General features: G+C 67.7%; 21 protein-coding genes and 1 pseudogene. 12 read left to right on the top strand and 10 right to left on the bottom strand.

Features of this window, described 5'->3' with window-relative positions; all coding sequences use genetic code 11:
• Window positions 1-25: 25 nt before the first annotated feature.
• The 3 genes from M8859_RS04415 to M8859_RS04405 are packed head-to-tail and all read right to left on the bottom strand — an operon-like array spanning window position 26 to window position 3,604.
• Window positions 26-1,072, bottom strand: coding sequence for an NAD(P)-dependent alcohol dehydrogenase (locus M8859_RS04415; RefSeq protein ID WP_195069567.1), 1,047 nt, complete (start codon window positions 1,070-1,072; stop codon window positions 26-28).
• Window positions 1,072-2,229 carry a serine hydrolase domain-containing protein gene (locus M8859_RS04410; protein WP_195069429.1) on the bottom strand — a complete coding sequence of 386 codons (1,158 nt, stop codon included), beginning with the start codon at window positions 2,227-2,229 and terminating at the stop codon, window positions 1,072-1,074. The genes M8859_RS04415 and M8859_RS04410 overlap by 1 nt, the downstream gene beginning before the upstream one ends.
• 7 nt (window positions 2,230-2,236) lie before the next feature.
• Complete coding sequence (locus M8859_RS04405) at window positions 2,237-3,604, bottom strand: flavin-containing monooxygenase (RefSeq protein WP_195069428.1); 1,368 nt, start codon at window positions 3,602-3,604, stop codon at window positions 2,237-2,239.
• 210 nt (window positions 3,605-3,814) lie between these two features.
• On the opposite strand from M8859_RS04405, the gene M8859_RS04400 reads away from it, so the two are divergent.
• Window positions 3,815-4,435, top strand: a complete 621-nt coding sequence (locus tag M8859_RS04400; protein ID WP_195069427.1) for a TetR/AcrR family transcriptional regulator — start codon at window positions 3,815-3,817, stop codon at window positions 4,433-4,435.
• On the opposite strand, the gene M8859_RS04395 is transcribed toward M8859_RS04400, so the two are convergent.
• On the bottom strand, window positions 4,436-5,341 hold the full coding sequence (locus M8859_RS04395) for a hypothetical protein (RefSeq protein WP_249643885.1): 906 nt from the start codon (window positions 5,339-5,341) through the stop codon (window positions 4,436-4,438).
• Window positions 5,342-5,638: 297 nt separating this feature from the next.
• Here M8859_RS04395 and M8859_RS04390 point away from each other — a divergent pair, with 297 nt between their 5' ends.
• Window positions 5,639-6,394 carry a DUF6319 family protein gene (locus tag M8859_RS04390; RefSeq protein WP_195069425.1) on the top strand — a complete coding sequence of 252 codons (756 nt, stop codon included), beginning with the start codon at window positions 5,639-5,641 and terminating at the stop codon, window positions 6,392-6,394.
• A gap of 1 nt (window position 6,395) precedes the next feature.
• Here the strand turns inward: M8859_RS04390 and M8859_RS04385 are convergent, their stop codons facing one another.
• Genes M8859_RS04385 through M8859_RS04375 form a run of 3 tightly spaced genes read right to left on the bottom strand, consistent with a single transcriptional unit; the run spans window position 6,396 to window position 9,060 of the window.
• Entirely contained in the window at window positions 6,396-7,928 is a 1,533-nt protein-coding gene (locus M8859_RS04385) for a GGDEF domain-containing protein (RefSeq protein WP_195069424.1), read from the bottom strand.
• On the bottom strand, window positions 7,928-8,494 hold the full coding sequence (locus tag M8859_RS04380) for a hypothetical protein (RefSeq protein ID WP_195138914.1): 567 nt from the start codon (window positions 8,492-8,494) through the stop codon (window positions 7,928-7,930). The genes M8859_RS04385 and M8859_RS04380 overlap by 1 nt, the downstream gene beginning before the upstream one ends.
• Entirely contained in the window at window positions 8,491-9,060 is a 570-nt protein-coding gene (locus M8859_RS04375) for a pyruvoyl-dependent arginine decarboxylase (protein WP_249643884.1), read from the bottom strand. Before M8859_RS04375 ends, M8859_RS04380 begins: the two co-directional genes overlap by 4 nt.
• Before the next feature lie 167 nt (window positions 9,061-9,227).
• Between M8859_RS04375 and galK the strand changes: the two genes are divergently transcribed.
• The 3 genes from galK to M8859_RS04360 all read left to right on the top strand — a co-directional run bounded on the left by galK (window position 9,228) and on the right by M8859_RS04360 (window position 12,576).
• The gene (gene galK / locus M8859_RS04370) at window positions 9,228-10,346 is read left to right on the top strand and encodes a galactokinase (protein ID WP_195069422.1); all 1,119 of its coding nucleotides are present in this window, start codon (window positions 9,228-9,230) and stop codon (window positions 10,344-10,346) included.
• A gap of 248 nt (window positions 10,347-10,594) precedes the next feature.
• Complete coding sequence (locus M8859_RS04365) at window positions 10,595-12,307, top strand: sodium:solute symporter family protein (protein WP_195069565.1); 1,713 nt, start codon at window positions 10,595-10,597, stop codon at window positions 12,305-12,307.
• A gap of 11 nt (window positions 12,308-12,318) precedes the next feature.
• On the top strand, window positions 12,319-12,576 hold the full coding sequence (locus M8859_RS04360) for a hypothetical protein (protein WP_159920929.1): 258 nt from the start codon (window positions 12,319-12,321) through the stop codon (window positions 12,574-12,576).
• A 235-nt stretch (window positions 12,577-12,811) separates the two neighbouring features.
• Here the strand turns inward: M8859_RS04360 and M8859_RS04355 are convergent.
• Window positions 12,812-13,258 (bottom strand): annotated as a pseudogene (locus M8859_RS04355) (SRPBCC family protein); the annotation flags it as partial.
• A gap of 150 nt (window positions 13,259-13,408) precedes the next feature.
• Window positions 13,409-14,590, bottom strand: a complete 1,182-nt coding sequence (locus M8859_RS04350) for an NsdA family TPR-like regulatory protein (RefSeq protein WP_500797149.1) — start codon at window positions 14,588-14,590, stop codon at window positions 13,409-13,411.
• Between the two features lie 249 nt (window positions 14,591-14,839).
• Between M8859_RS04350 and M8859_RS04345 the strand changes: the two genes are divergently transcribed.
• The 4 genes from M8859_RS04345 (at window position 14,840) to M8859_RS04330 (ending at window position 17,875) form a co-directional block, all read left to right on the top strand.
• A complete protein-coding gene (locus M8859_RS04345; RefSeq protein WP_195069420.1) occupies window positions 14,840-15,316 on the top strand; it encodes a DNA-directed RNA polymerase subunit beta in 477 nt (158 codons plus the stop codon).
• Window positions 15,309-15,647, top strand: coding sequence for a hypothetical protein (locus tag M8859_RS04340; protein ID WP_195069419.1), 339 nt, complete (start codon window positions 15,309-15,311; stop codon window positions 15,645-15,647). The genes M8859_RS04345 and M8859_RS04340 overlap by 8 nt, the downstream gene beginning before the upstream one ends.
• A 151-nt stretch (window positions 15,648-15,798) precedes the next feature.
• Window positions 15,799-16,473, top strand: a complete 675-nt coding sequence (locus M8859_RS04335; RefSeq protein ID WP_159920939.1) for a hypothetical protein — start codon at window positions 15,799-15,801, stop codon at window positions 16,471-16,473.
• Window positions 16,474-17,029: 556 nt separating this feature from the next.
• Window positions 17,030-17,875, top strand: coding sequence for a hypothetical protein (locus M8859_RS04330; protein WP_195069418.1), 846 nt, complete (start codon window positions 17,030-17,032; stop codon window positions 17,873-17,875).
• Window positions 17,876-18,218: 343 nt separating this feature from the next.
• Here the strand turns inward: M8859_RS04330 and M8859_RS04325 are convergent, their stop codons facing one another.
• The gene (locus tag M8859_RS04325; protein ID WP_195069417.1) at window positions 18,219-19,406 is read right to left on the bottom strand and encodes a helix-turn-helix transcriptional regulator; all 1,188 of its coding nucleotides are present in this window, start codon (window positions 19,404-19,406) and stop codon (window positions 18,219-18,221) included.
• A 259-nt stretch (window positions 19,407-19,665) separates the two neighbouring features.
• On the opposite strand from M8859_RS04325, the gene M8859_RS04320 reads away from it, so the two are divergent.
• The 3 genes from M8859_RS04320 to M8859_RS04310 are packed head-to-tail and all read left to right on the top strand — an operon-like array spanning window position 19,666 to window position 20,787.
• Window positions 19,666-20,151, top strand: a complete 486-nt coding sequence (locus tag M8859_RS04320; RefSeq protein WP_195069416.1) for a DNA-directed RNA polymerase subunit beta — start codon at window positions 19,666-19,668, stop codon at window positions 20,149-20,151.
• On the top strand, window positions 20,144-20,476 hold the full coding sequence (locus M8859_RS04315; protein ID WP_249643883.1) for a hypothetical protein: 333 nt from the start codon (window positions 20,144-20,146) through the stop codon (window positions 20,474-20,476). The genes M8859_RS04320 and M8859_RS04315 overlap by 8 nt, the downstream gene beginning before the upstream one ends.
• On the top strand, window positions 20,473-20,787 hold the full coding sequence (locus M8859_RS04310; RefSeq protein ID WP_195069414.1) for a hypothetical protein: 315 nt from the start codon (window positions 20,473-20,475) through the stop codon (window positions 20,785-20,787). The genes M8859_RS04315 and M8859_RS04310 overlap by 4 nt, the downstream gene beginning before the upstream one ends.
• Window positions 20,788-20,825: the final 38 nt, after the last annotated feature.

Below are 20,825 nucleotides of genomic sequence, written 5' to 3'. Positions count from 1 at the left end.
GTCACTGCACAGGAGTTGGGGTTGGTCACTGCTCGGGGACCAGAACCGCTCGGCCCGTGACCAGGCCGCGTTCCAGCCGGTCGAGGGCGTCGCGGCCGTCGGCCAGCGGGTAGCGCTCCACCTCGACGCGTAGCTTGCCCGACATAGCCAGGGTTACGGAGTCGATCAGGTCGGATTTGGTGCCGCCGTAGGATTTTCGGACCGACGCGCCCCACGGCCAGCCCGGCCCGCCCGCGGGGGCCGCCGTGATCTCCGGCGCGCCGCCGCCGAGGCCGATCATCCGGTAGGCCCCGTTCGGCGCCACCGATTCCACCGCGAGCCGTGCGGTCGCGTCGACGCCGACGAAGTCGAACACCGCGTCCGCGCCGCGGCCTTCGGTGCGGTCGAGGATCTCGCGTGCGGTGTCGTCGCCCGCCGTGAGTCTCTCCGCCGCGCCGCACCGCGCGGCGAGTTCGAGCTTGTCGGCGCTCACGTCGACGGCCAGCACCCGCGCCGCCGTGGTCGTGGCGAGAATCTGCACGGCGACGTGACCGAGCCCGCCGATCCCGATGACCACCGCCACCGACCCGGGCCCGAGTTGCTCGCGCGCGCCGCGGATGGCGTGATAGCTCGACAGCGCGGCGTCGGCCAGCGGCGCGGCCTGGGCGAAGTCGAGGTCGCCGATCGGCACGAAGGAACTCGCGGGCACCCGGACGTAGTCCGCCATCCCGCCATCCGGCCCCAGACCGGGGCAGGGCGGCATGGCGGTGCGGCCAGCGGCGCGGCAGACGTTCTCGTTGCCCCCGGCGCACTCCCGGCAGACCCCGCACGACCAGCACAGGTACACGACGCCGCGCTCACCGGCCCTGCGGCCGCCGACCCCGTCGCCGACGGCCTCGACGGTGCCCGCGATCTCGTGGCCGAGAGTCAACGGCTCCTCGCGCATCCGGAAGGGGATGTGCAGCACGTGCAGGTCCGAATGGCAGATGCCTGCCGCGCCTACGCGCAGCAGCAGGTCGGTGGGACCGATCTGCGGGATCGGCACCTCGCGCAGTTCCAGCACACCCGGCCCGGTGAGCTGTAGCGCCCGCATCATCCGCGCACCGCCGCGAACGTCGCGCGCAGGTAGGCGTCGGCACGCTCGGAGCCGATCAACCCCGGGGCCATCCGGTTCATGGTGTAGGCGAACGTGGTGCGATGCTCGAGGTCGTTGACCACCATCGCACCGCCGTACCCGGCCCACCAGCAGACTCGGCCCTCGGGCACCTCAGGGGCGGTCTGCCGCTGCGGCAGACCGTAGCCGATGCCGAAACGCAGTGGCAGCAGCAGCGCGAGATCCACACCGTCGGACTGCTGCTGGAAGATCAGCTCGATCGTCCGCTCCGACAGCAGCCGCCGTCCGTCGAGTTCGCCGCCGCAGGACACCAGTGATTGCACCCGCGCCACCGAGCGCGCGTTGCCGTGGCCGTTCACCGCTCCGATCTCGGCCTGCCGCCATCCGGCGCTCGCGGTTTCGGCGATGTCGAGCAGCGGACTGGTGAGGGTCTTGACCAGCACGCTGTCCTGGTCGAGCGTCGCCATGTCGAATTCGGGCACGGTGGGCGGGATCAAGGTGGCGATCCGCCCGTGGTGTTCGGCCGCCGTGCCGATGTGGAAGTCCGCGCCCAGTGGCCCGGCGAGTTCGTCGGCGAAGAACTCGCCCAGCGAGCGTCCGGTGACGCGGCGGATGATCGCCCCGATCAGGTGGCCGTAGGCGAGCGCGTGATACCCGGACGCGGTGCCCGGCTGCCACCACGGCGGTTGGCTCGCGAGGCGGGCGGCGGACGCTTCGGCGTCGTAGATGTCGGTCAGCTCGATCGGCGGCTCCCACCCCGAGACGCCGGAGGTGTGCGCGAGCAGATGCCGGATCTCGATGTCGCTCTTGCCGTTGGCCGCGAACTCCGGCCAATACCTGGCCACCTTCGCGTGCACGTCCAGTTCGCCGCGCTCGACCAGCAGCAGCGCGCACAGCGCGGTCATGGTCTTGGTGAGGGAGAAGACGTTGACCAAGGTGTCCTCGGTCCACGGCGCGGTGCGCTCGGGGTCGCGGTATCCGCCCCAGAGGTCGACGACCGGTTCGCCGTCGACCGTGACGCAGATCGACGCGCCCAGCTCGTCGCCGGAGGCGAGCCGGGTCTCCAGTTCCCTTCGCACCCGCGCGAATCGCTCGGCGCAGAACCCCGACGTGGCGGTTCCCGTGGTAGTGGTCATCGCCGCCTCACACGTGTTCCAGAGCCCGGGCCGGAACCGGCAGCGCGTATCCCGCGGCGGCCGCGCGTTTCGCCCCGCGCGCCAATTCCCGCCGCATGTCTCGCACGTACGGCTCGAATTCGATCTGAATGGTGTGCCGGGGCGAGTCGTAGTAGCGGCCCGTCCTTGCCGTTTCCGCGGATCGGATGGCCGCGTGCATCTCCTGTTCCGAGGGCGGGTGGTAACGGCCGGTCAGGTAGGCGGCGACCAGCTTGCTCTGCTGCTCGGCGAAGTTCACCAGCGTGGGTAGCGGCTGGGCCAGACCGAGGAAGAACACATTGTCGATGCCGGGCTTCATCATCTGTTTGAACAGCGGGAATCGATTGTCGCTGTCGGGCAACAGCTCGGGATCGGAGAAGAACGGGAAGGAGATGCGGTATCCGGTGGCGCAGACGATCACGTCGACCTCTTCGACGCTGCCGTCGGCGAAGCGCACCCGCGAGCCCTCCAGCGCGGTGATCGCGGGCTTGAACGTGATGTCGCCGCAGCCCGCGCGGTGCAGGAACTCCTCGCTTGCCGACGGATGCGCCTCGAACGGCAGGTGGTCGGGTTCGGGCAGCCCGTAGTCCTCCATCTTGCCGCGATACTTGCGGACGAAACGCTGCTTGAGCCGCAGGCCCAGCTTCGGCGGCATCCACCGGGGCATCGAGCGCTTGTCACCGACCTTGCCGTTGACGTACTTCGGCAGCACCCAGACCCCGCGGCGAGCGGAAACGTAGAGCTTCGCGGCGAGAAACCGCTGCGACAGCTCCGAGGCGATGTCCAAGCCGGAATTGCCCATGCCGACCACCACGACGCGTTTGCCGCGCATGTCGACGGGATCGAACGGGTCGTTGTAGGCGTGACTGTGCAGTAGCGTGCCGTCGAATTCACCCGGGTAGTCCGGGATCCGGGGATCCCAATGATGCCCGTTGCAGACGATGAGCGCGTCGTAGTCCGTGGTGCGGCCCTCGCTGGTGGTGATCAGCCAGCGGCCGTCCGCGCTGCGCTCGGCCGCGGTCACCTTCGTGTTGAACACGATCCGTTCGCGGATGCCGAAATGGTCCACGTAGTCGCGGAAGTACTGGAACAGCTGCGAATGGTGGGGGAAGTCCGGCCATTCGTCGGGCGCCGGATAGTCCTCGAACGCCAACCGGAACTTGGAGGTGTCGATGTGCAGGCTCTGGTAGCAGGCCGACATGCCGTTGGGATTCTTGAAGTACCAGTTGCCGCCCACGTCGTCGGACGCCTCGAAGCAGTCGAAGGGGATGCCGTGGTCGTGCAGTCGTTTGGCGGCGGTGATGCCGGAAGGGCCCGCGCCGATCACACAGACCCGGGGGAGTGCGGTTGACGTCATTCACTGACCTCGCATGGGAAGAGCCGCCGACGACGGCCGAACCGTCCGGCGCGGGTCGAGCGCCGGAGTGACGTAGGCAACAAAATAACACTCGGTAGACTTGACGTCTAGTGAGTGACACAATGTCTATTCATGCGGCTCGCGCATAGACTCGCTCGGCGGAAGCCGCACGTAAGCACGCTTTTCACGGATACGAGGTAGCTGTTCACCATGCGCACGAACGCGAACACGAACCTGCGGGAGGAGCAGAAACAGCAGACCAGGGCCCGCTTGATGGCGGCGGCCAAGGAGCTGTTCGCCGCCCGGGGTTACGCGTCCGTGCGGGTGGACGACATCGCCGCCGCGGTCGGCTGTAGTCGCGCCACGTTCTACCTGCACTTCGCGGGCAAGTTGGAGATCCTGCGTGCGATCGCCGAGCAGGGCACCGCGCCCACCGCGCTGCACTTCTATCAGGACCTCGACCGGGTGCTCGAGACCGGTTCGCGCGCCGAGTTCGCCGACTGGATGACCCGCGCGATCGAGTGGTTCCACGAGTACAAGGACCTGTTGCCCGCCTGGGACGAGGCGACCGCGCTGGAACCGGAGTTTCGCGAGATCGCCCGCGTCGGCATCCTCGCCCTGCCCAACGCGATGACCGCCTACCTCGCCGGTTGGCCGGCCGAGCGGCGGGACGAAGCGCGGTTGCGGGTGGAACTTCTCGTCGCGCAACTGGAACGGTTCTTCACCCGATGGGCGATGCAGGGCACCATCGACGTCTCGGCGGAGCAGGCTGTCGAGGTGCTCACCGACATCTGGTTCCCAGCGCTGCGTGCGCCCGCCGCGGCGAGCTGACTACTCGTCGGGCCGGTCGGAGCCGCGCAGGCACAGCGTGATTCCCCGCTGCGCCCACCCGACCGCGCCGGCGCCTTCCGCGTCGCGTGGGCAAGCGGCGGCGTCCGGGGTGTAGGGCAGGACGGCGTTCACCCGGACGATCTTCTTGCCGACCCGGGCGCAGTCCACCTTGCTCGGCACGTGCCAGTCGGTGACGTCGTAGCAGGTACCGGCCTGCCAGTCGGGAGCAAGGCACAAGCGGAACCGCTCGTATCCGGCGGCATCGGCGCCCCGGTGCTCGCGCTCCACTCGCGGGTCGGTGCAGGTGCCGGTCTGTAGCACGCGGAAGTTGGCAGGCAATGTCTCGCAGGGGACGGGGGCCAGGTCGACCGTGTCGTGCCCGGACGCCCGCGAAGCGGATATCGCCACGCACTCGCCCGGACGGGCTTCGGCCAGCGGATCGGATGCGGCCGCCCGGGTGGCGTCCTCCGCCGCCACCGGAACGATGAGAACCAGGCAGGAGATGCCACCGAGCACCGCGACGACACCTGCCGCGGCGCCGACGAGGAACGGTACGTCGCGCTGGTTCGCCCGTGGGGAGGGTGGAGGCGACGACCTCGTCGGCGCGGTGTTCGCCGTTTCCCCCTCAGGCGCCGACCGCTCGATGAACGATGGTTCCCGCCGGGGTGGACTCGTCGCCGAGGAGTGTGGCGGCTCCTCGAGCGGCGGCCGAGCTTCCCGTGCGGGGCGCACCGGCTCGCCGTAGCGGTTCCGGGCGTCGAAATGCGATCCAGGCCCGCGGGTTCCGGCGATCATCGCGATCACGATCACACCGGCGGCGAGCACGGTGACCGCGACCGCGCCGAAGAGCAGATCGGTGTGTAGTGGTGCGGCGGCGAGCACCGCCGAATGCCGCGCATGGGTCATCTGGCCCCCCTGGTCGCCCCGTTCCAGATACCGGTTCGGGGCGGACCGCTGCGGGTCGGCGCCGGAAAGCCGGTGCTGGCAAACCGATTCGCCGGAATCAGATCATGTGACACGCGCGAGTGTCAAAGCGAGCGGGAGGGGCGCTGCTCACGGGTGGGCGGCGAGTGTTGCCAAATATTCGCTGATAGCCCGGGCCGCGCCGTCCGCCGACCCGATTCGACGGTGGCCGCAGAATCTGTCGGCGGCGTGGGGCATCATCTGTGCACGCAGCCAACCACGAAATCGCTCGGAGTCACCATGCCCTCCCCACGAACCAAGCCGCAGCCCTTGTCGGACAGCGAAATTCAACAGATCGCCGCGGACCTCGCCGGTGGCCGTCCGCCCATGGTGTGGTTCACCGCCGCCGCGGTCGGCGTTCCGGAGGGGCGCTCGGGCAAGGTGATCGCGCTCGGCGACCCGGCCGACGGTGACTTCTTGCAGGTCCGGCCGACCGGATCGAAGGATGTGCTGTCCTTCTCTCCCACCGAGGTCACCTTGACCAAGCCGCCCCGAGGGGCCGCGGGCCCCACCACCGGGCCGAAGTCGACAACAAGGAAGGAATCCCCTGTGACCCAGTCGCCGTCCACGACGAGCACCGCGACCCAGCCCGTCGAGGCGAGCGCCCCCGCACCGCAGGCAACGCCGAAGCCGGTGGAGGCCCCGGCGAGCCGCGCCGACAGTGCGGGGAAGCCGGCGCCGGCGGCTGCCGCGGCCAAGCCGGCCAAGGCGGCCGCCGCGCGCAAGGCCAAGGCGCCCGAGGTCACCGTGACGCTGACCGGCACCGCCGACGGCGAGTGGTCCATCGACGTGGTCAGCGGCAAGAAGCGCACCCTGCGCGGCCTTCCGGTCGCCGGTTCCGCGGTCGCGCAGGCGGCGAAGATCCTGCATCCGGAGGTCGCCGAGGTGGTCGCGGGGGTCTTGGAGGCCTTGCGCGGGGTGCAGGAGGCCAAGGTGCAGCAGTTACAGGCGGAGCTCGAGGAGGCCAAGCGCCTGCTCGACGAGCTCAGCGACTGAGTCACACCGCCGGACTGGTGGATCGAGTGGCCGTGCGCCAGATGCGGCGCTCGGTGTCGGTGGGCGCGCGCCGCACGTCGTCGTGGAACGCGTAGCCCATCGAGTACTGCTTCGCGTGGTACATGGCCGCGTCCGCATCCCGGAGCAAGCTGTGGACGTCGGTGTGCGCGCCGCGCGGAGCGACGCACGCGACGCCGACGCTCGCGGTGATCGGGATCTCGCCCGCGCTCAGCCCGAACGGCCGCACGAACGCTCCGAGCAGACGCTCGGCGAGCACGGCTGCCTCCGGACGGGCGAGCGGGGAGAGCACGACGAATTCGTCGCCGCCGTAGCGGGTCACCACGTCGTCGCGGCGCACCACGCGCCGGATCCTGGCCGCCGCCGTGGCGATCAGTTCGTCGCCGACGGCGTGCCCGTAGCTGTCGTTGACCCGCTTGAATCCGTCGAGGTCGATGAACAGCAGGCAGATCGGTTGTTCGGCCCACTGTTCCCCGTGCTGCCGCAGGGCGCGCAGCAGCGCGGCGCGGTTCAGCAGTCCGGTGAGCATGTCGTGGTCGGCCTGGTATTGCGCGCGCCGCTCGCTGCGGGCGCTGCGCACGATCGCGCGTTCACTCCGCACCAGCATGCCGATCAGCAGCAGCGCGAACAGCGATGACACCACCACGCGGTCGAGCGGGTGGAGACTGGACCCCACGACCGGCACCAGCGAGGCCACGATCAGCGCGATCGCGATGAGGCTGGCGCGTTGTCTGGAGTGGTGCGGGTGGATGCGCCGCGGCGTGCCGAGGGTGGCCATGGTGGGGTGCAGCGCCGCGACGCCCACGGTGGCGTAGGCGGCGAGCAGGGGAGCCAGCAGCATCTCGCGCCCGAGCGCGGTCGCGCCCGCGGTCTCCAGGCTGTAGCCCAGGTCGCCGAGCAGCAGTGCGACCAGTCCGGCGTGCAGCAGCCAGAGCGAGGTCTCCGCGCGCGTCGAGGTGGCCATCGAGTGCGCGACCAAGGTCAGCAGCGCCGCGTCGAGCACCGGGTAGGTCGCCGCGACCAGTACGTCCAAGCCATTCTGAGTCGACTGCAGGATCGGTGAGATGAGGAAGGTCCAGGAGGCCAGCAGCGCGCCGAGGCCGATGAGGGCCGAGTCCAGCAGCAGGTCGTAGTCGCCGTGCACTTGGCGCGGCCACAACCAGATCAGCGCCGCGATCCCGACGCCGAGATAACCGAGCAGGGTGAACGCGTCGTCGAGCGGATGGACCGCGTGGTCGCCGACGTCACGCAGCGTGGTGCCGGAGGCGAACAGCACCGCCGAACCGGACAGCAGATACCACGGCAGCGGATGAGCCGGCCGGTGCGTGCGCACTCCGACGGCGATCATGGCGAGCGTCTCGCCGACGATGATCACCATCGTCACGAGCGCCGCCACCTGTGAGTCGAGCGCCAGATGGACCGCGATCGCGGCCCCGCTTCCCCCCAGAAGCACCGCGTACCAGCCGAACCCGAGACTGCGCCGACAGCTGGCCTGTGGCTGTTCACTGGGTGTCATCAGCCCCCCTTGGTCGCTCCGTCCCCGGTGAACCGGGCCGCGTAGTAGATCTGTGAATCTTCCACCGCGACTTCGACGTTCGCCTGTTCGTCCAGCACCGCCCGAATGCTGTCGGCGAACGAGAACCGAGTGTTGTTGTACGAGCAGATGTCCCAACCGACCGCCGCACGCTCGCCAACCAAAACCTGGACAACTGATTTGATCATGGCATGGAAGGCCGCCCCTTGGCGGGCACTTGGCGCAACAAGGGTGAAACCCGCGTAGTAGATCGCGTCGCGTGCCGCGTGTTCGGGGTAACGGGCCGCGAAATAGTCCGGACTGATCCACGGCACGGTGTCCAGGTGCCTGGTCAGCGTGGTCACGCCGATCGGCTCCCCATCCGCGTGCGCCACGTACTTCTGCACGCGGGGATCCACCATCTCCTCCCGGAACTCCTCGGGACGCAGCACCTGCCGTGCGATGGCCTTCGCGCGCAGCGGTCCGAACGCCTCCTCGTAGAGGCGGTGGAAGATCTCGATCCTTTCCTCCGGGATCGTCGTCTCGACGGTCACGGAGATCTCGTTCATCGCGGACCCCACGGAATGGTGTGGTAGGCGGCCAGCACTAGCGCGCAGACGGGGTCGCCGTCGGAGGCGGCGTCCACGGTGCACAACTGGACCGGGCCGAAGCCGCCGCCGCGGCGGTGGGTCATGTCCGCCATGCTGGCCCGGATCAGCGCGGTCACCTCTGCGCTGGTCTCGGCCTCGTGCTCCACGAAAAGTCCCGCGCCGGAGCCGTCGTCGCGCAGCGCCCAGCCGATGCCCGCCGCGGCGGTCGAGCCGCGCCCGTACGCGTGCCCCACGGCGTAAACGCAGTAGAGACGATCACCCCAGAGGATCGGCTTGCGCACCCGGCCGATGCGTTCGACGGTAGCGCGCGGCGGAATGACCGATGACAACCGGATGAGGTTGGCCTCACCCACGCCGAGGTCGCGCAGCGCCGCGTCGAACGCCGCCATGGCGGTCGGTCCCACGCCGGTCGCCGCGCCGAGCTCGATCGTCAGCGGCGCCGGGTGCGCCCGGTCCAGCGGCGGCCGCAGCCGATCCGGGCGAGGCCGCGCGCGAAGGTCGCCGCGTGAGGTGTCGTGAACCATGCTGCCCTCCCGATTCGACGCGGCCACAGGATTTGCAGGCCGACTTTGCGTCGAATTCGACTGTGCGTCACGAAGGCCGATCGCGCACCCGAGCGCGCCGAAAACACAGCTCGGGCGGCGTGTCTCGTAACCTGACACGACCGAGGAAGAACAGCGAGGAACCGAGTTTGCGGACATGGGTGGCGCCGGGGCGGGTCAACATCATCGGTGAGCACACCGACTACAACGAGGGCTACGTGCTGCCGATCGCACTACCGCTGGTGGTGCGGTGCACGGCGGCGGCGCGCACCGACGGGCGGGTGTGGGTCGGCTCGCGGCAGCGGGACGAGCCGGTGCTCGCGGCGGTGTCCGACCTGGCGGGTCAGCGGGAGCTGGTGCCCGGATGGGCGCGCTATCCGCTCGGGGTGGTCGCCGAGTTCACCCGGCGCGGGCACCGGGTCCCCGGCGTGGATCTCGACCTCGACGGTGCGGTGCCGATCGGGGCGGGGCTGTCGTCCTCGGCAGCCCTGTCCTGCGCGGTGGCCGTCGCGCTGCGTGACCTGTTCGCACCCGAGCTGTCGGACCGGGCATTGATCGACATCGCCCGCGCCGCCGAGAACGATTTCGTCGGCGCCCCGACCGGCTTGCTCGACCAGTCGGCCGCGATGCTGTGCACGGCCGGGCACGCGCTGTTGCTGGACGTGCGAGCATTCGCCGCCGACACCACCGCGCCGCGCGGGCACGAGCAGATCCCGTTCGACCTGGGCGGCTTCGGACTCGAACTGCTTGTGATCGATACGGGGCAGCCGCACGAACTGGTCGACGGCGGCTACGCCGAGCGTCGCGCACAGTGCGCGGCGGCGGCCGCGGCGCTCGGCGTCACCACCTTGCGCGACGTGGCGTCCGCGGCGGACGCCGACCGGATCGCCGACGACGTGCTGCGCCGCCGGGCCAGGCACGTCGTGACCGAGAACGCCAGGGTGCTCACGGTTGCCGAGAAATTGCGGAAGGGTGTAGACCCCCGGGGCATCGGCCCGATACTGACCGCGGGGCACGCCTCGCTGCGCGACGACTTCGAGGTGTCCACTCCGGCCCTGGACGCGGCGGTCGACGCGGCGCTGGCGGCGGGGGCGCACGGCGCGCGGATGGTCGGCGGCGGCTTCGGCGGAAGCGCCATCGCGCTGGTCGATCACGACCGCGCCGCGGCGGTGGCGCGGGCGGTGGCACGGCGTTTCGCCGCATCGGATCTTCCCGCTCCGCGCACGTTCGTGGTGGTTCCCGCCGCGGGAGCGCACCGAATCGGCTGAGCGACCGTCCAGAATTTGTGCGCGAATGTGCCACGCCGGTCGGGCATGATCACGCACAGTAGGTGTCAGCCGACACCATTCGGCGGGGCGACGAGAGGTCGCGCGCACCGGGCAGGACCAGCACGACGCACGACCTTCCCGCGACGAACGATCTCGCTCGACGCCCCGGTTTCACCGCCAGGAGGAACGCTGTGCCGCTCGCCGATCCACCCGTTCTCGCTGCCGCGCCGATCGCGTCCGACCTGCACCTGGTCGCCTCGTCCCCGCACCTGCAGGCCGCCGAGACGCTACGCCTGGACGCGCAGCCGGTCGACTACGCGCTGGTGGCACTGTATTTCGTGTTCGTGCTCGGCATCGGCCTGCTGGCCAGGCAGCGAGTGTCCTCCAGCATCGACTTCTTCCTGTCCGGGCGCTCGCTTCCCGCTTGGGTGACCGGTCTGGCGTTCATCTCGGCCAACCTCGGCGCCGTCGAGATCATGGGCATGTCCGCCAACGGCGCGGAGTACGGGTTCCCGACCTTCCACTACTTCTGGATCGGCGCGATACCGGCCATGCTGTTCCTCGGCGTGGTGATGATGCCGTTCTACTACGGCTCCAAAGTGCGCAGCGTGCCGGAGTTCATGCGCAGGCGTTTCGGCACGGGCGCCCACCTGGTGAACGCGCTGAGTTTCGCCGTAGCTCAGATCCTCATCGCCGGGGTCAACCTGTATCTGCTCGGGTCCATCCTGAACGTGCTGCTGGGCTGGCCGCTGTGGGTGTCGGTGATCGTGGCCGCCGTGATCGTGCTCTCCTACATCACCCTCGGCGGTCTGTCGGCCGCGATCTACAACGAGGTGCTCCAATTCTTCGTCATCGTGGCCGCGCTGCTGCCGCTCACCCTGGTCGGCCTGCACAAGGTCGGCGGCTGGGAGGGGCTGCAGGACAAGGTCGGCGCGTCACCGGGCGGCGCGGAACAATTGGAGTCCTGGGCGGGCAACGCGCTCAGCGGGTTCGCCAACGACTTCCTCTCGATCCTCGGCATCGTGTTCGGACTGGGTTTCGTGCTCTCGTTCGGGTACTGGACCACGAACTTCGTCGAAGTGCAGCGCGCGATGGCGACGCATTCCATCTCGGCGGCGCGGCGCACGCCGATCATCGGCGCCTACCCGAAGATGTTCATCCCGCTGATCGTGGTGATCCCGGGCATGATCAGCGCCGTCCTGGTGCCGCAGATGGCGGAGTACAAGGCGGCGGTCACCGCGAATCCCGACGTGGACAGCGACACCACCTACAACCAGGCGCTGCTGTACCTGATGAAGGACGTGCTGCCCAACGGCCTGCTCGGCGTGGGGCTCGCCGGCCTGCTCGCGGCGTTCATGGCGGGCATGGCGGCCAACATCTCCGCGTTCAACACGGTGTTCAGCTACGACCTGTGGCAGCAGTACGTGCGCCGCGACCGCCCGGACGGCTACTACCTCGGCGTGGGCAGGCTGGCCACCGTCGGGGCGACCGTAGCCGCGATCTTCACCGCGTTCATCGCCTCCGGGTTCAGCAACATGATGGACTACCTGCAAACGCTGTTCAGCTTCTTCAACGCGCCGCTGTTCGCCACCTTCATCCTCGGCATGTTCTGGAAACGGATGACACCGACAGCGGGCTGGATGGGCCTGGTCTGCGGAACCGCTTCGGCGATCGCGGTCTTCATCCTGCACGAGATGAAGGTGTTCGAGTTGTCCGGCCAAGGCGCGAGTTTCGTGGCCGCCGGTGTCGCGTTCGTGGTCGACATCGTGGTCAGCGTCGCCGTCACCCAGGTGACGCAGCCGAAACCCGCGTCGGAACTGGTCGGGCTGGTGTACTCGGAGACCCCGAAGGAGATCCGCACCGACCCAGAGGCCGGTTCGCTGCCTTGGTACCAGCGCCCGGTCCTGCTCGCGGGCATCGCGCTCGTGCTCGTGATCGCGCTCAACATTCTCGTCGGATAGGGAGCCCCGCAATGCTTTTCGATATCCGTACCATCGTCGGCGCGTTGCTCGGCTGCTACGCGATCGTTCTCGTCGTCACGAGCCTGGTGGACGACACCGCGGCCCAGCAGGCCAAGACCGGCGGCGTCGAGGTGAATCTGTGGGCCGGGCTCGGTATGGGCGCCGTCGCCGCGGCCTTCGTGGCCTGGGCGCTGCTGCGCCCGGTCCAGGTGCCGCCCGAACCGCACACCCCCGCGGACGAGAGCGCCGCTGGCGAGGACTCGGCCTGAGCGACGACGGAGCCCCCGGGCAAGCCGGGGGCTCCGTGGCTGGTCGGACGGATCAGATTCCCGGGCGGTTGGTTTCACCGGGCCATGTGCCGGCTCCGCCGGCACCGGGACGCGGAGTTCCGCCGGGCATGCCGGTTCCGCCCGCGCCTGGGCGAGGAGTCTCACCGGGCAAACTGCCGGTTCCGCCCGCGCCCGGGCGAGGAGTCTCACCCGGCATCGTGCCGGTTCCACCCGCGTCCGGACGCGGGATGTCGCCGCGCCAAGCGCCGGTTTCGTGGCCCTGGCCTTCGATGAAGTGCTTGAAGCGCTGCAAGTCACCGTTCACGCGGTGCTTCAGCACGCCGAGCTTGTCGGCGACGTTCTCCACGAACCCTTCGGGGTCGACGTCCATCTGCGCGGTCACCCTGGTGTGGGTGTCATCGAGCCGATGGAAGGTGACGACGCCCGCGTGCTTCGGCCCGCTGTCGGACTTCCAGGCGACGCGTTCGTCCGGATGCTGCTCGGTGATGGTGGCGTCGAACTCCCGCGTCGACGGGCCGACATGGACACGCCAGTGCATATGCCGGTCATCGAGCTGTTGAACCGCTTCCACACCTTCCATGAACTGCGGAAACGACTCGAACTGCGTCCACTGGTTGTAGGCGGTGCGAACCGGGACCTCGACGTCCACCGTGGCGGCCATTGTGCTCACTTGCTACCCCTTTCCTCGCCCACCCGCACGATCGCACGGACGGGCGTTCTTCGGTTGACAAGCGCTCCCTTGGGGGCGACTCGGGACATTTGATCGCTTACCCGGGCATCGGGAGCACAAACAGGCCCAGCGCCGCGAGGGCTACACCAAGACGGTCGCCGCGTAGGTGTCCAGCTCACGGACCGGTCGCGCCGAAGCCCACGGTTCGAACGTCGCACGGGTCTGCGCGTACGCCTGTCGCAGCCGCGGCGACGTGTTCTGCGCGGCCAGGCGCAGGGCCCGCTCGGCGGCTTCACACGCGCGGTCGAGATCACGCGAACCTGTCAGCTGCGCGAGGCTGAGATTCCACAACGCCCGGTCACGGGTGGCATGGGCGGGAATGAGCCCGAGCACCCCTTCGATCGTGTCGGCCGCCACACCCAGCTCGCCACCGGTTTCCAGGCAGCGGGCGGTCATGGCGCCGGTCGTCCACGCACTCTGGTAGTAGCAGTACGACTCGTCCGGTGTCGTCTGCTCGACGAACTCGTCGCTGACTGCGATCAGCAGGCGCCACGCGTCGGACTTTCGTCCGTCGGACGCGAACGCCTGTGCCGCGCACAGCTTCCGGAAGTCCTCGACGCGCCTGTCCTGGACGTGCGGGCGCAGCATGCCGTCCGCGATGGCGGCGGCGGTCCGGTATCGGCGCATCTGAACCGCCAACTGCGTGCGGTGGCAGAGGACGCCGGTCGCGATGTCGGTGTCACCGGATTCGTCCGCATGCTGGTAGGCGAGCCGAAACAGCCTGTCGGCCTTGCTCAGGTCGCCCTGATCCCACGCGGACCAAGCGCTGCTGGCCGTGGCCTCTCCGGTCAACGATTGCAGGGCCGGGCGCAGATTCGCCGGGCAGTCGCGCAGCAGCGACGCGCACGTCTGCGCTTGCGCTTCGATGATCGGCCGAGCCGCGTCGGAGCCCAGCTGATCGTCCAGTAGTTGCGCGGTGTGCACGCTGTTGCGCAGATGACCGATCGCGTCCGGGGTGACGGTTGGGGAACCTCCGCTGCCGCTCATTGACGCCGCGCCGATGACCGCACCGGTGGCGGCGATGAAGTCTCGCCGGTTCACGTCTAGGTCTCCAATCAACGCCCGGAAACGCTTTTGTGCCCCATGGTCCGCATCTTCGAGAACCCTGTCCAGCCGCGCTTGGTGGCCGATACCGACCTGACGGTTCGGTCGGCTCTCCCAGAAGCTCACCGTGCGCTGACCACAACGCAGCAGCTCCGCGAGGTCGCTCTGGGTCAATCTGCACGCGTCCCGGAGCGTCTTCACATCCGCGCCGGTCCACATCGTCACCTCTGCCACGGCGCCCCCTTGCCCGCTGGACGGTCATTGCTGCCGATTGCTCGAGCCTGCGTGTGCATTGCCTTCCACCAGGCATAGTGCACCGGCACGCTGGTATCTGTACCCGAAACCGAGAAACGCTGTCGGGCAAACGAACCGCTGTGTGACGGGACGTCGGAAGCGTGCACACGCATTGAGCCGCCTGATGTTCCCGGTCCGGTTCCGGGTCGACCGACGACCGCGAGGGGACCATCAGTGCAGAACATCCCGTACGGGGACACGCCGTCATCCCGCTGCGCCTATTACCGGCAGGTGTGCGATCTGCCCGCAGAGGTGTATCCGCCGCATCCGGGGCGGATCGTGATGCGGACCGGGGCCGTGTGGGCGCTGACGATGCCCGCGTCATCGGGCCGGGACGTGCACGCGTGGATGCACAGCCACGGTCACCGGGCGGGGCCGATCCTGACCCATCCACGGTCGCGCCGGTGGACCTTCCTGATCCGTCCGGATCTGTCCCAGGAGATGGGGCTGTTCGCCGAGATGTTCCGGGTGAACGTGTCCATCGTGGGGGCCGGAGGCGTCGTGGCGCTGCCCGGTCCGGGGCAGCGGCCCGGCCGGTTCCGGGAATGGTTGTCCCCGCCTCGCGATTCGTTCAGGCCTTCCGGGTGGACCGTCGTCGCGGCCATCCGGGACCTTGTGGGCGGGCTGCGGCTGGTGCGGACCCATGCCTGATGCGCCTGCCACGTCCCACGGTCCTTACGACGAACGCGCCGAAGCCGAGATAGCCGTCCTCACCGACACCATCGCCGCCGTCGACGCGGCACTCACCGACGCCATCCGCCACGGTCGGCGCCCTCGTTGCCGACGGGCCCACGTGATAGCGGTCGTGCTCTACGAGCTGATCGCCAGCGCCCGGACCGCGGCCGGGCCCGAGACCGGTCGTCTCTACGCCGCCCCCATCCTCGATTCTTTCGTCGAGAACCAGCCCACCGTCAACGAATTGTCCCCCCTCGATCTGCTGATCCCGTTCCTCGTCACCCGCCACACCACCTCGGCCTCCTGACGTCGTCGCCCGGACAACCCTTCGCACACCGCGAGGACCACCCGAAACGTGCGAGGACATCCGAGAACGCGCACCGCCATTCTTGCTGCTGCGGCTATGACGCTTTCGTTGTGGCCAATGCCCGAGAACAGCGAGCAGAGGAGGGTCCGAAATGAAGAAGGTCGAGATCTTCGAGATGCCCACCCGAAAGGAAATGCAGAACCCCGAGGCGCTGAGAAGTCGCCTACCGGCCACCAACGGAGGCCGGGGTGACGCGTACGGCGCGTACCAGCTCGCCTGCTTGATGGCCGCCACCCAGGCGGAAGAGAACGGCAACGACGACGAGGACTGTCTGAGCCGGTTCGAGGAGGCGCTACCGAGCTGGTTGAGCAACCTCGGCCTGCGACTGGACGTCCACGCCTACGGCGTCTGCCACATGACGGATGTCGACAGTATCGATCGTGGCGACGCGTCTTCGATCTATTGGACGCTGTCGGGCTTCACAGACCGGTCTCGCATCTACGAGGCCATCGCGTTCCCCTCCGGCACACCGGCGCCTGCCGGCTCGCTGATGGAGCAATACGACGACTGGTCGCAGAACGCCGCCGCGGTAGCGGAGCAGGAATCCACCGACGCGGCGCGCTTCGCCGCGTTCGTGGACACGATGTCGGAATACCTGAACACGTCGGACAAGAAGTTCAGCGGAAGCTCGTTCGGCTACTTCAACAGCACCGGCAGCGAAATCTACACACCGAGCTTGGAAGCAACCGGAATGCTGTGGAGCGTTGCGCCCATGTCCTCCTTCGACGGCCATATGTACGAATGCATCACCGCCCTGCCGAAATAAGCGTTCTTCGCGAGATCGCGTGCCTCGCACACGCCGTGACGTGTGCGAGGAACACGAAAGGATGCGGCACGTTGGCCCGCTGCGGCAGATCCGGACGCTGCCCGATCCGTACCTGGCGACCCCCATACCGAGACTGCCTCGACACCATCACCGACACCGATTCAGAGAGCGCGGATCGGCGCCACCCCGGTCATTCCCGACGTGGTCGCGCCACCGGCAGACCGGACGGACAAGCGGGCCGTGCGGACCGACGCACGTTACGCTACGGTCCACGCACTCCTCGCCGACGGCGTGAGCGTGCGGTCGATCGGCGCTCGGCTCGGTATTGCCCGAAGAACCGTTCGATGCTTCGCACGGGCCGCCACCGTCGATCCTCCTGATGCGGTTGACATGCCCTATGCAGGCCCGCTGCTCCAGGGCAGGGTCAGACCGACTCGATCGGTGAGGTCGAATGGATCCTCGGCGTGGAGTTGTCCGCATAGGAGGCGATACTGGAAGTCAAGCCCAAGCCTGACCGCGATTACCACTGACGTTCCACGACGAGTAGGGAGTCTGTTTGCTGCGTTACGACTACGGCGGTGTTATGGCGCAGGTCCGCAATCGAATCGATGACTCTCTTCAAGGCGCCGGCCGCACCGCTGCTCGGTTCATCAGCGAAACTGCCGGAGTGATGAAGTCAACCGTGGTCGCCGACACCCGCGTCGACGAGCAGTTTCGGCTGAATCAACTGGATACGCCGGTTGAACCCGTCGCCATCGCGTCTGCGCAGTCGGTTCCTTCGAATCGGACGACCGCAGCCAACGGCGAGGCCATCGCCGATGAATTCGACCGCATGCGAGCCGCGGGTATTCGCGCGCGGTGGGCGGTCTTCCACCCCGCAGACCGGCCGAAACGTGAGTTCGAGGCTTGGTACCGAGATGAATCGGACAGACCGATCCCCGAGTTACATGCAGAATCAGCACTGTGCTGCTGGGAGCTATCCCATTGGGTGGCTGCCCGGCTCGGCATCATGTCGAAGCAGCAACTACGCTTTTTCACCGACAAAGTGCCTGGTAGGGATTTTGTCTCCAAGCTATTTCCTCGGGAGCGGCACGAGTACCTCCCCGGGAACCTGGCCGTACCCCAGCCCGTTCGTGGCGACCTAGTGGTGTGGGGCCGAGGCGAGCACGTCGCGATGGCGACCGGCGACTACTCAGGAGAAGGACCGCGACGTTGCCCGTTGGTGTATTCGTTCTGGCCTCCGCCTGACGACCCCCACGAGCCCGACCCTGTCACTGGTTCATGGGGCCGCGAAATATATGCAGTCAAAGTCTGCCGCCTCGACGACCTCACCGACTTCATAGCTCAGCAAGCACCGAACGATCCCCCTCCACCGATTCTATTCGGGCCAGGACCCTGGTGAACGGCATGCCTCAAACCAGCGAATCCGCCCGAGCAATCACCGGCCAAGCATGTCGACCGCATCAAGATGATCAACGCCAGATGTACGGGCCCGCAAAACAGGCCTCCTTCGGAAGCGATCCTGTTGCGCGACTGATGAATCCGTACCGACCGAATCACGAAATCCGTGCCAGATCCACGTTTCGACCGACGTTGACACAAGTGCTTGGTGGAGGGCCTGGCGCGGCCTGCGCCGGAGGGGACGCGGTGGGTGTTGGTGAGGCGTTCGTCGTCGCACGCGACGCGGCACCGAGTCTGTTGTCCCAGTTGTGCCCATCGATGCTGTGCGCCTGAAAGCGCAGCCTCTACAACACGTCAGCCGCTATCGAATCCAATCGGCGCACCGCACTCGATCGTGCCCATGGTGCGAGCGTGGCACGTGTGTTGAGGTAAACCTCCCGCAGGCGTGGCGATGTGTTGATCTTCGACAGTTCAACAGCACGTTCCGCTGCCCGGCATGCCCGATCAAGGTCCTCCCGGACAGTCAGTTTTGTCAGGTGGAGCAAAGCGAGCGCACGGTCTCGCACGTCAGTCTCGGGGATGTGATCGATCGATGCTTCGATTGTCTCGACCGCCGCGCGCGTCTCGCCTGCCATTTCCAGACTCTTGCTCGTCAGGAGACCGGTGAGCCAATCACTCATGTAGTACGCGTACGAGACGTCAGGCGTTGTCGGGTTGGCGTGCTTCCCCGAGATTCGATCCAGAAGTGGCCACGCCTCACGTGACCGCCCCGCGTACGCGTACGCCTGCGCCGATTGCAGAAGCATGTAGTCGGCCATTCTCGGATCTGCCACTGGCAGCCTCATGGTTGCATCGGCCAAGTCGGCCGCCGCCTGGTACCGATGGGTCCAGATCGCGAGCTGGGTTCTGTGGCACAGCATCCCAACCGCCACATCCTGATCACCTGCGTCCGTCGCATGGTCGTACGCAGCAACGAAAAGCCGATCGGACTTCTCGTATTGCCCCTGGTCCCATGCTGCCCACGCATTGCTTGCGGTGGCTTCGCTGGTTAGGGACTGAAGCTCCGGGCGAAGTCTCGACGGGCAGTCACGCAACAGTGCCGTACAGGCCCGCGACTGAGCCTCGATGATCGGCTGTGCCGCGTTCGAGCCCAGCTGGTCATCCAGCAGCATCGCCGAGTGGATGGTTGTGCGCAAATGACCGATCGCATCCGGCGTGACTATCGGTACATCATCGCCGCGCAGCGCAGATGCACCCACCAACACGCCAGTTGCGGCAAAGAATTGTCGCCGATCCACGTCGTCTCCAATCAACTTCCGGAACCGATCTTGTGCCCCATGGTCCGCGTCCGCCAGCAGTCTGTCCAGACCCGCCTGATGGGCAACACCCACTTGCACCGAAGGACGGCCCTCCCAGAAACTGACCGTTCGCTGGCTGCAACGCAAAGCCTCCGCAAGGTCGTTCTGCGTGAGCCTGCATGCAGTCCGAAGCGCCTTCACATCAGCGCCAGTCCACACCGTCACACCCGTCACTGCGCCCCCTGTCGACTCCACTGGTATCGATTGGTCAAACATGCGCCTGCCCTACCTTCCACCCAGAATCCTCCCCCGGCAACCTTGGATATGTACCCGGAACCGGGAAAGCCTCTCGCACAACCCAAACCCCACCTACGAGAGGGCATCAGAGACGAGCACGGCGCATTGTCTCCGGTGGCAAATGCCCGCCCCGGTTTCAGGTTCACCCATTCCATCCAAGACGCAGCGTCAATCGTTCAAGTCAGGGGACATGTTCATGGATTCGCCGAAAAGAACTGGGAACACACCGTTGTCGGTGTGCCATTTCTACCGAAAGGTGTGCGATCTGCCTGCCGAGGTGCACCCACCGCATCTGGGGCGGATCACGCTGCGTGCGGGCCGGGTGTGTGGGTTGATGATGCCCGCCTTCATCGGCTCAGAGATCAAAACGTGGATGCAGTGCGCAGGCCACCGGCCTGGGCCGGTGCTGACGCATCCGCGTTCGCAGCGTTGGACTTTCCTGACCGGTTCCGACCTGCCCGAGGACATCCGGTTGTTCGCGGAGATGTCGCGGCTGAACGTGTCCATCCTCCGTGCCGGAGACATCGCGCTACCCGGTCCGGGGCAGCGTCCCGGCTTGTTCCGGGCCTGGGTGCAGCCGCCCCGCGACTCCTACCGCCCACCGGGGTGGCTCGTGGTCGAGGCCATCCGGGGATGCGCCGCCCATCACGCGCGACAGCGCCGGGTGGTGGCGTATGCCTGACCACAGCGGCATCGCCACAGGGCCATTGGGATGCGGACCGGGCTGTGACCCGTGGATCACCGTCGAACACTGCGGCATGGCCACCCTGAATCCGGCAACCGGTGAGGTGTCCTCGGTGAAATGCCCATCCATGAACTGCTTCGGGCAGATGGTGAAGATCCTCAACGGCCTAATGGCCGATCACGACTCTCCGATGGACATCGCACTCGGAGGCCAGAAATGCCCGTGGATCGGTATCCGCGTCGTGTTCGGCCCCACACTATTCCCCGGACACGCCGCCCAGCCCGCCCCGCTGCCAGCCCAGCCGCTGCGGGCGGGACGATGACCGACGACCAGGACGCCGAGCGCAGCGCCGCAGAGCTCGACGTCCTCACTGACGTGATCGGCACCCTCGCGGCCGGCACCGCGGTTGCCGTTCGGGACGGGATGACCGAGACCATCCGTGTCCGCCTGATGGCGATGGTCGTCTTCGAGCTGATCTCCAGCGCCCGCACCGCCGCCGCACCACACACCGGCCGCTTGTACGCCGGCCCGGTACTCGATCCGATCATTGACAACATTCCCGCCGCCGACGACATCACGTTCCTGGACCTGTTGATACCCGCGATCATCGGCCAGCACCTCAATAACACCTGATCCACACAGACCGCCCTGGAAACGATGCGCGACTCCTG

It is taken from the genome of Nocardia sputi (assembly GCF_023501985.1).
This window is presented reverse-complemented; position numbering and strand designations above follow the sequence as displayed.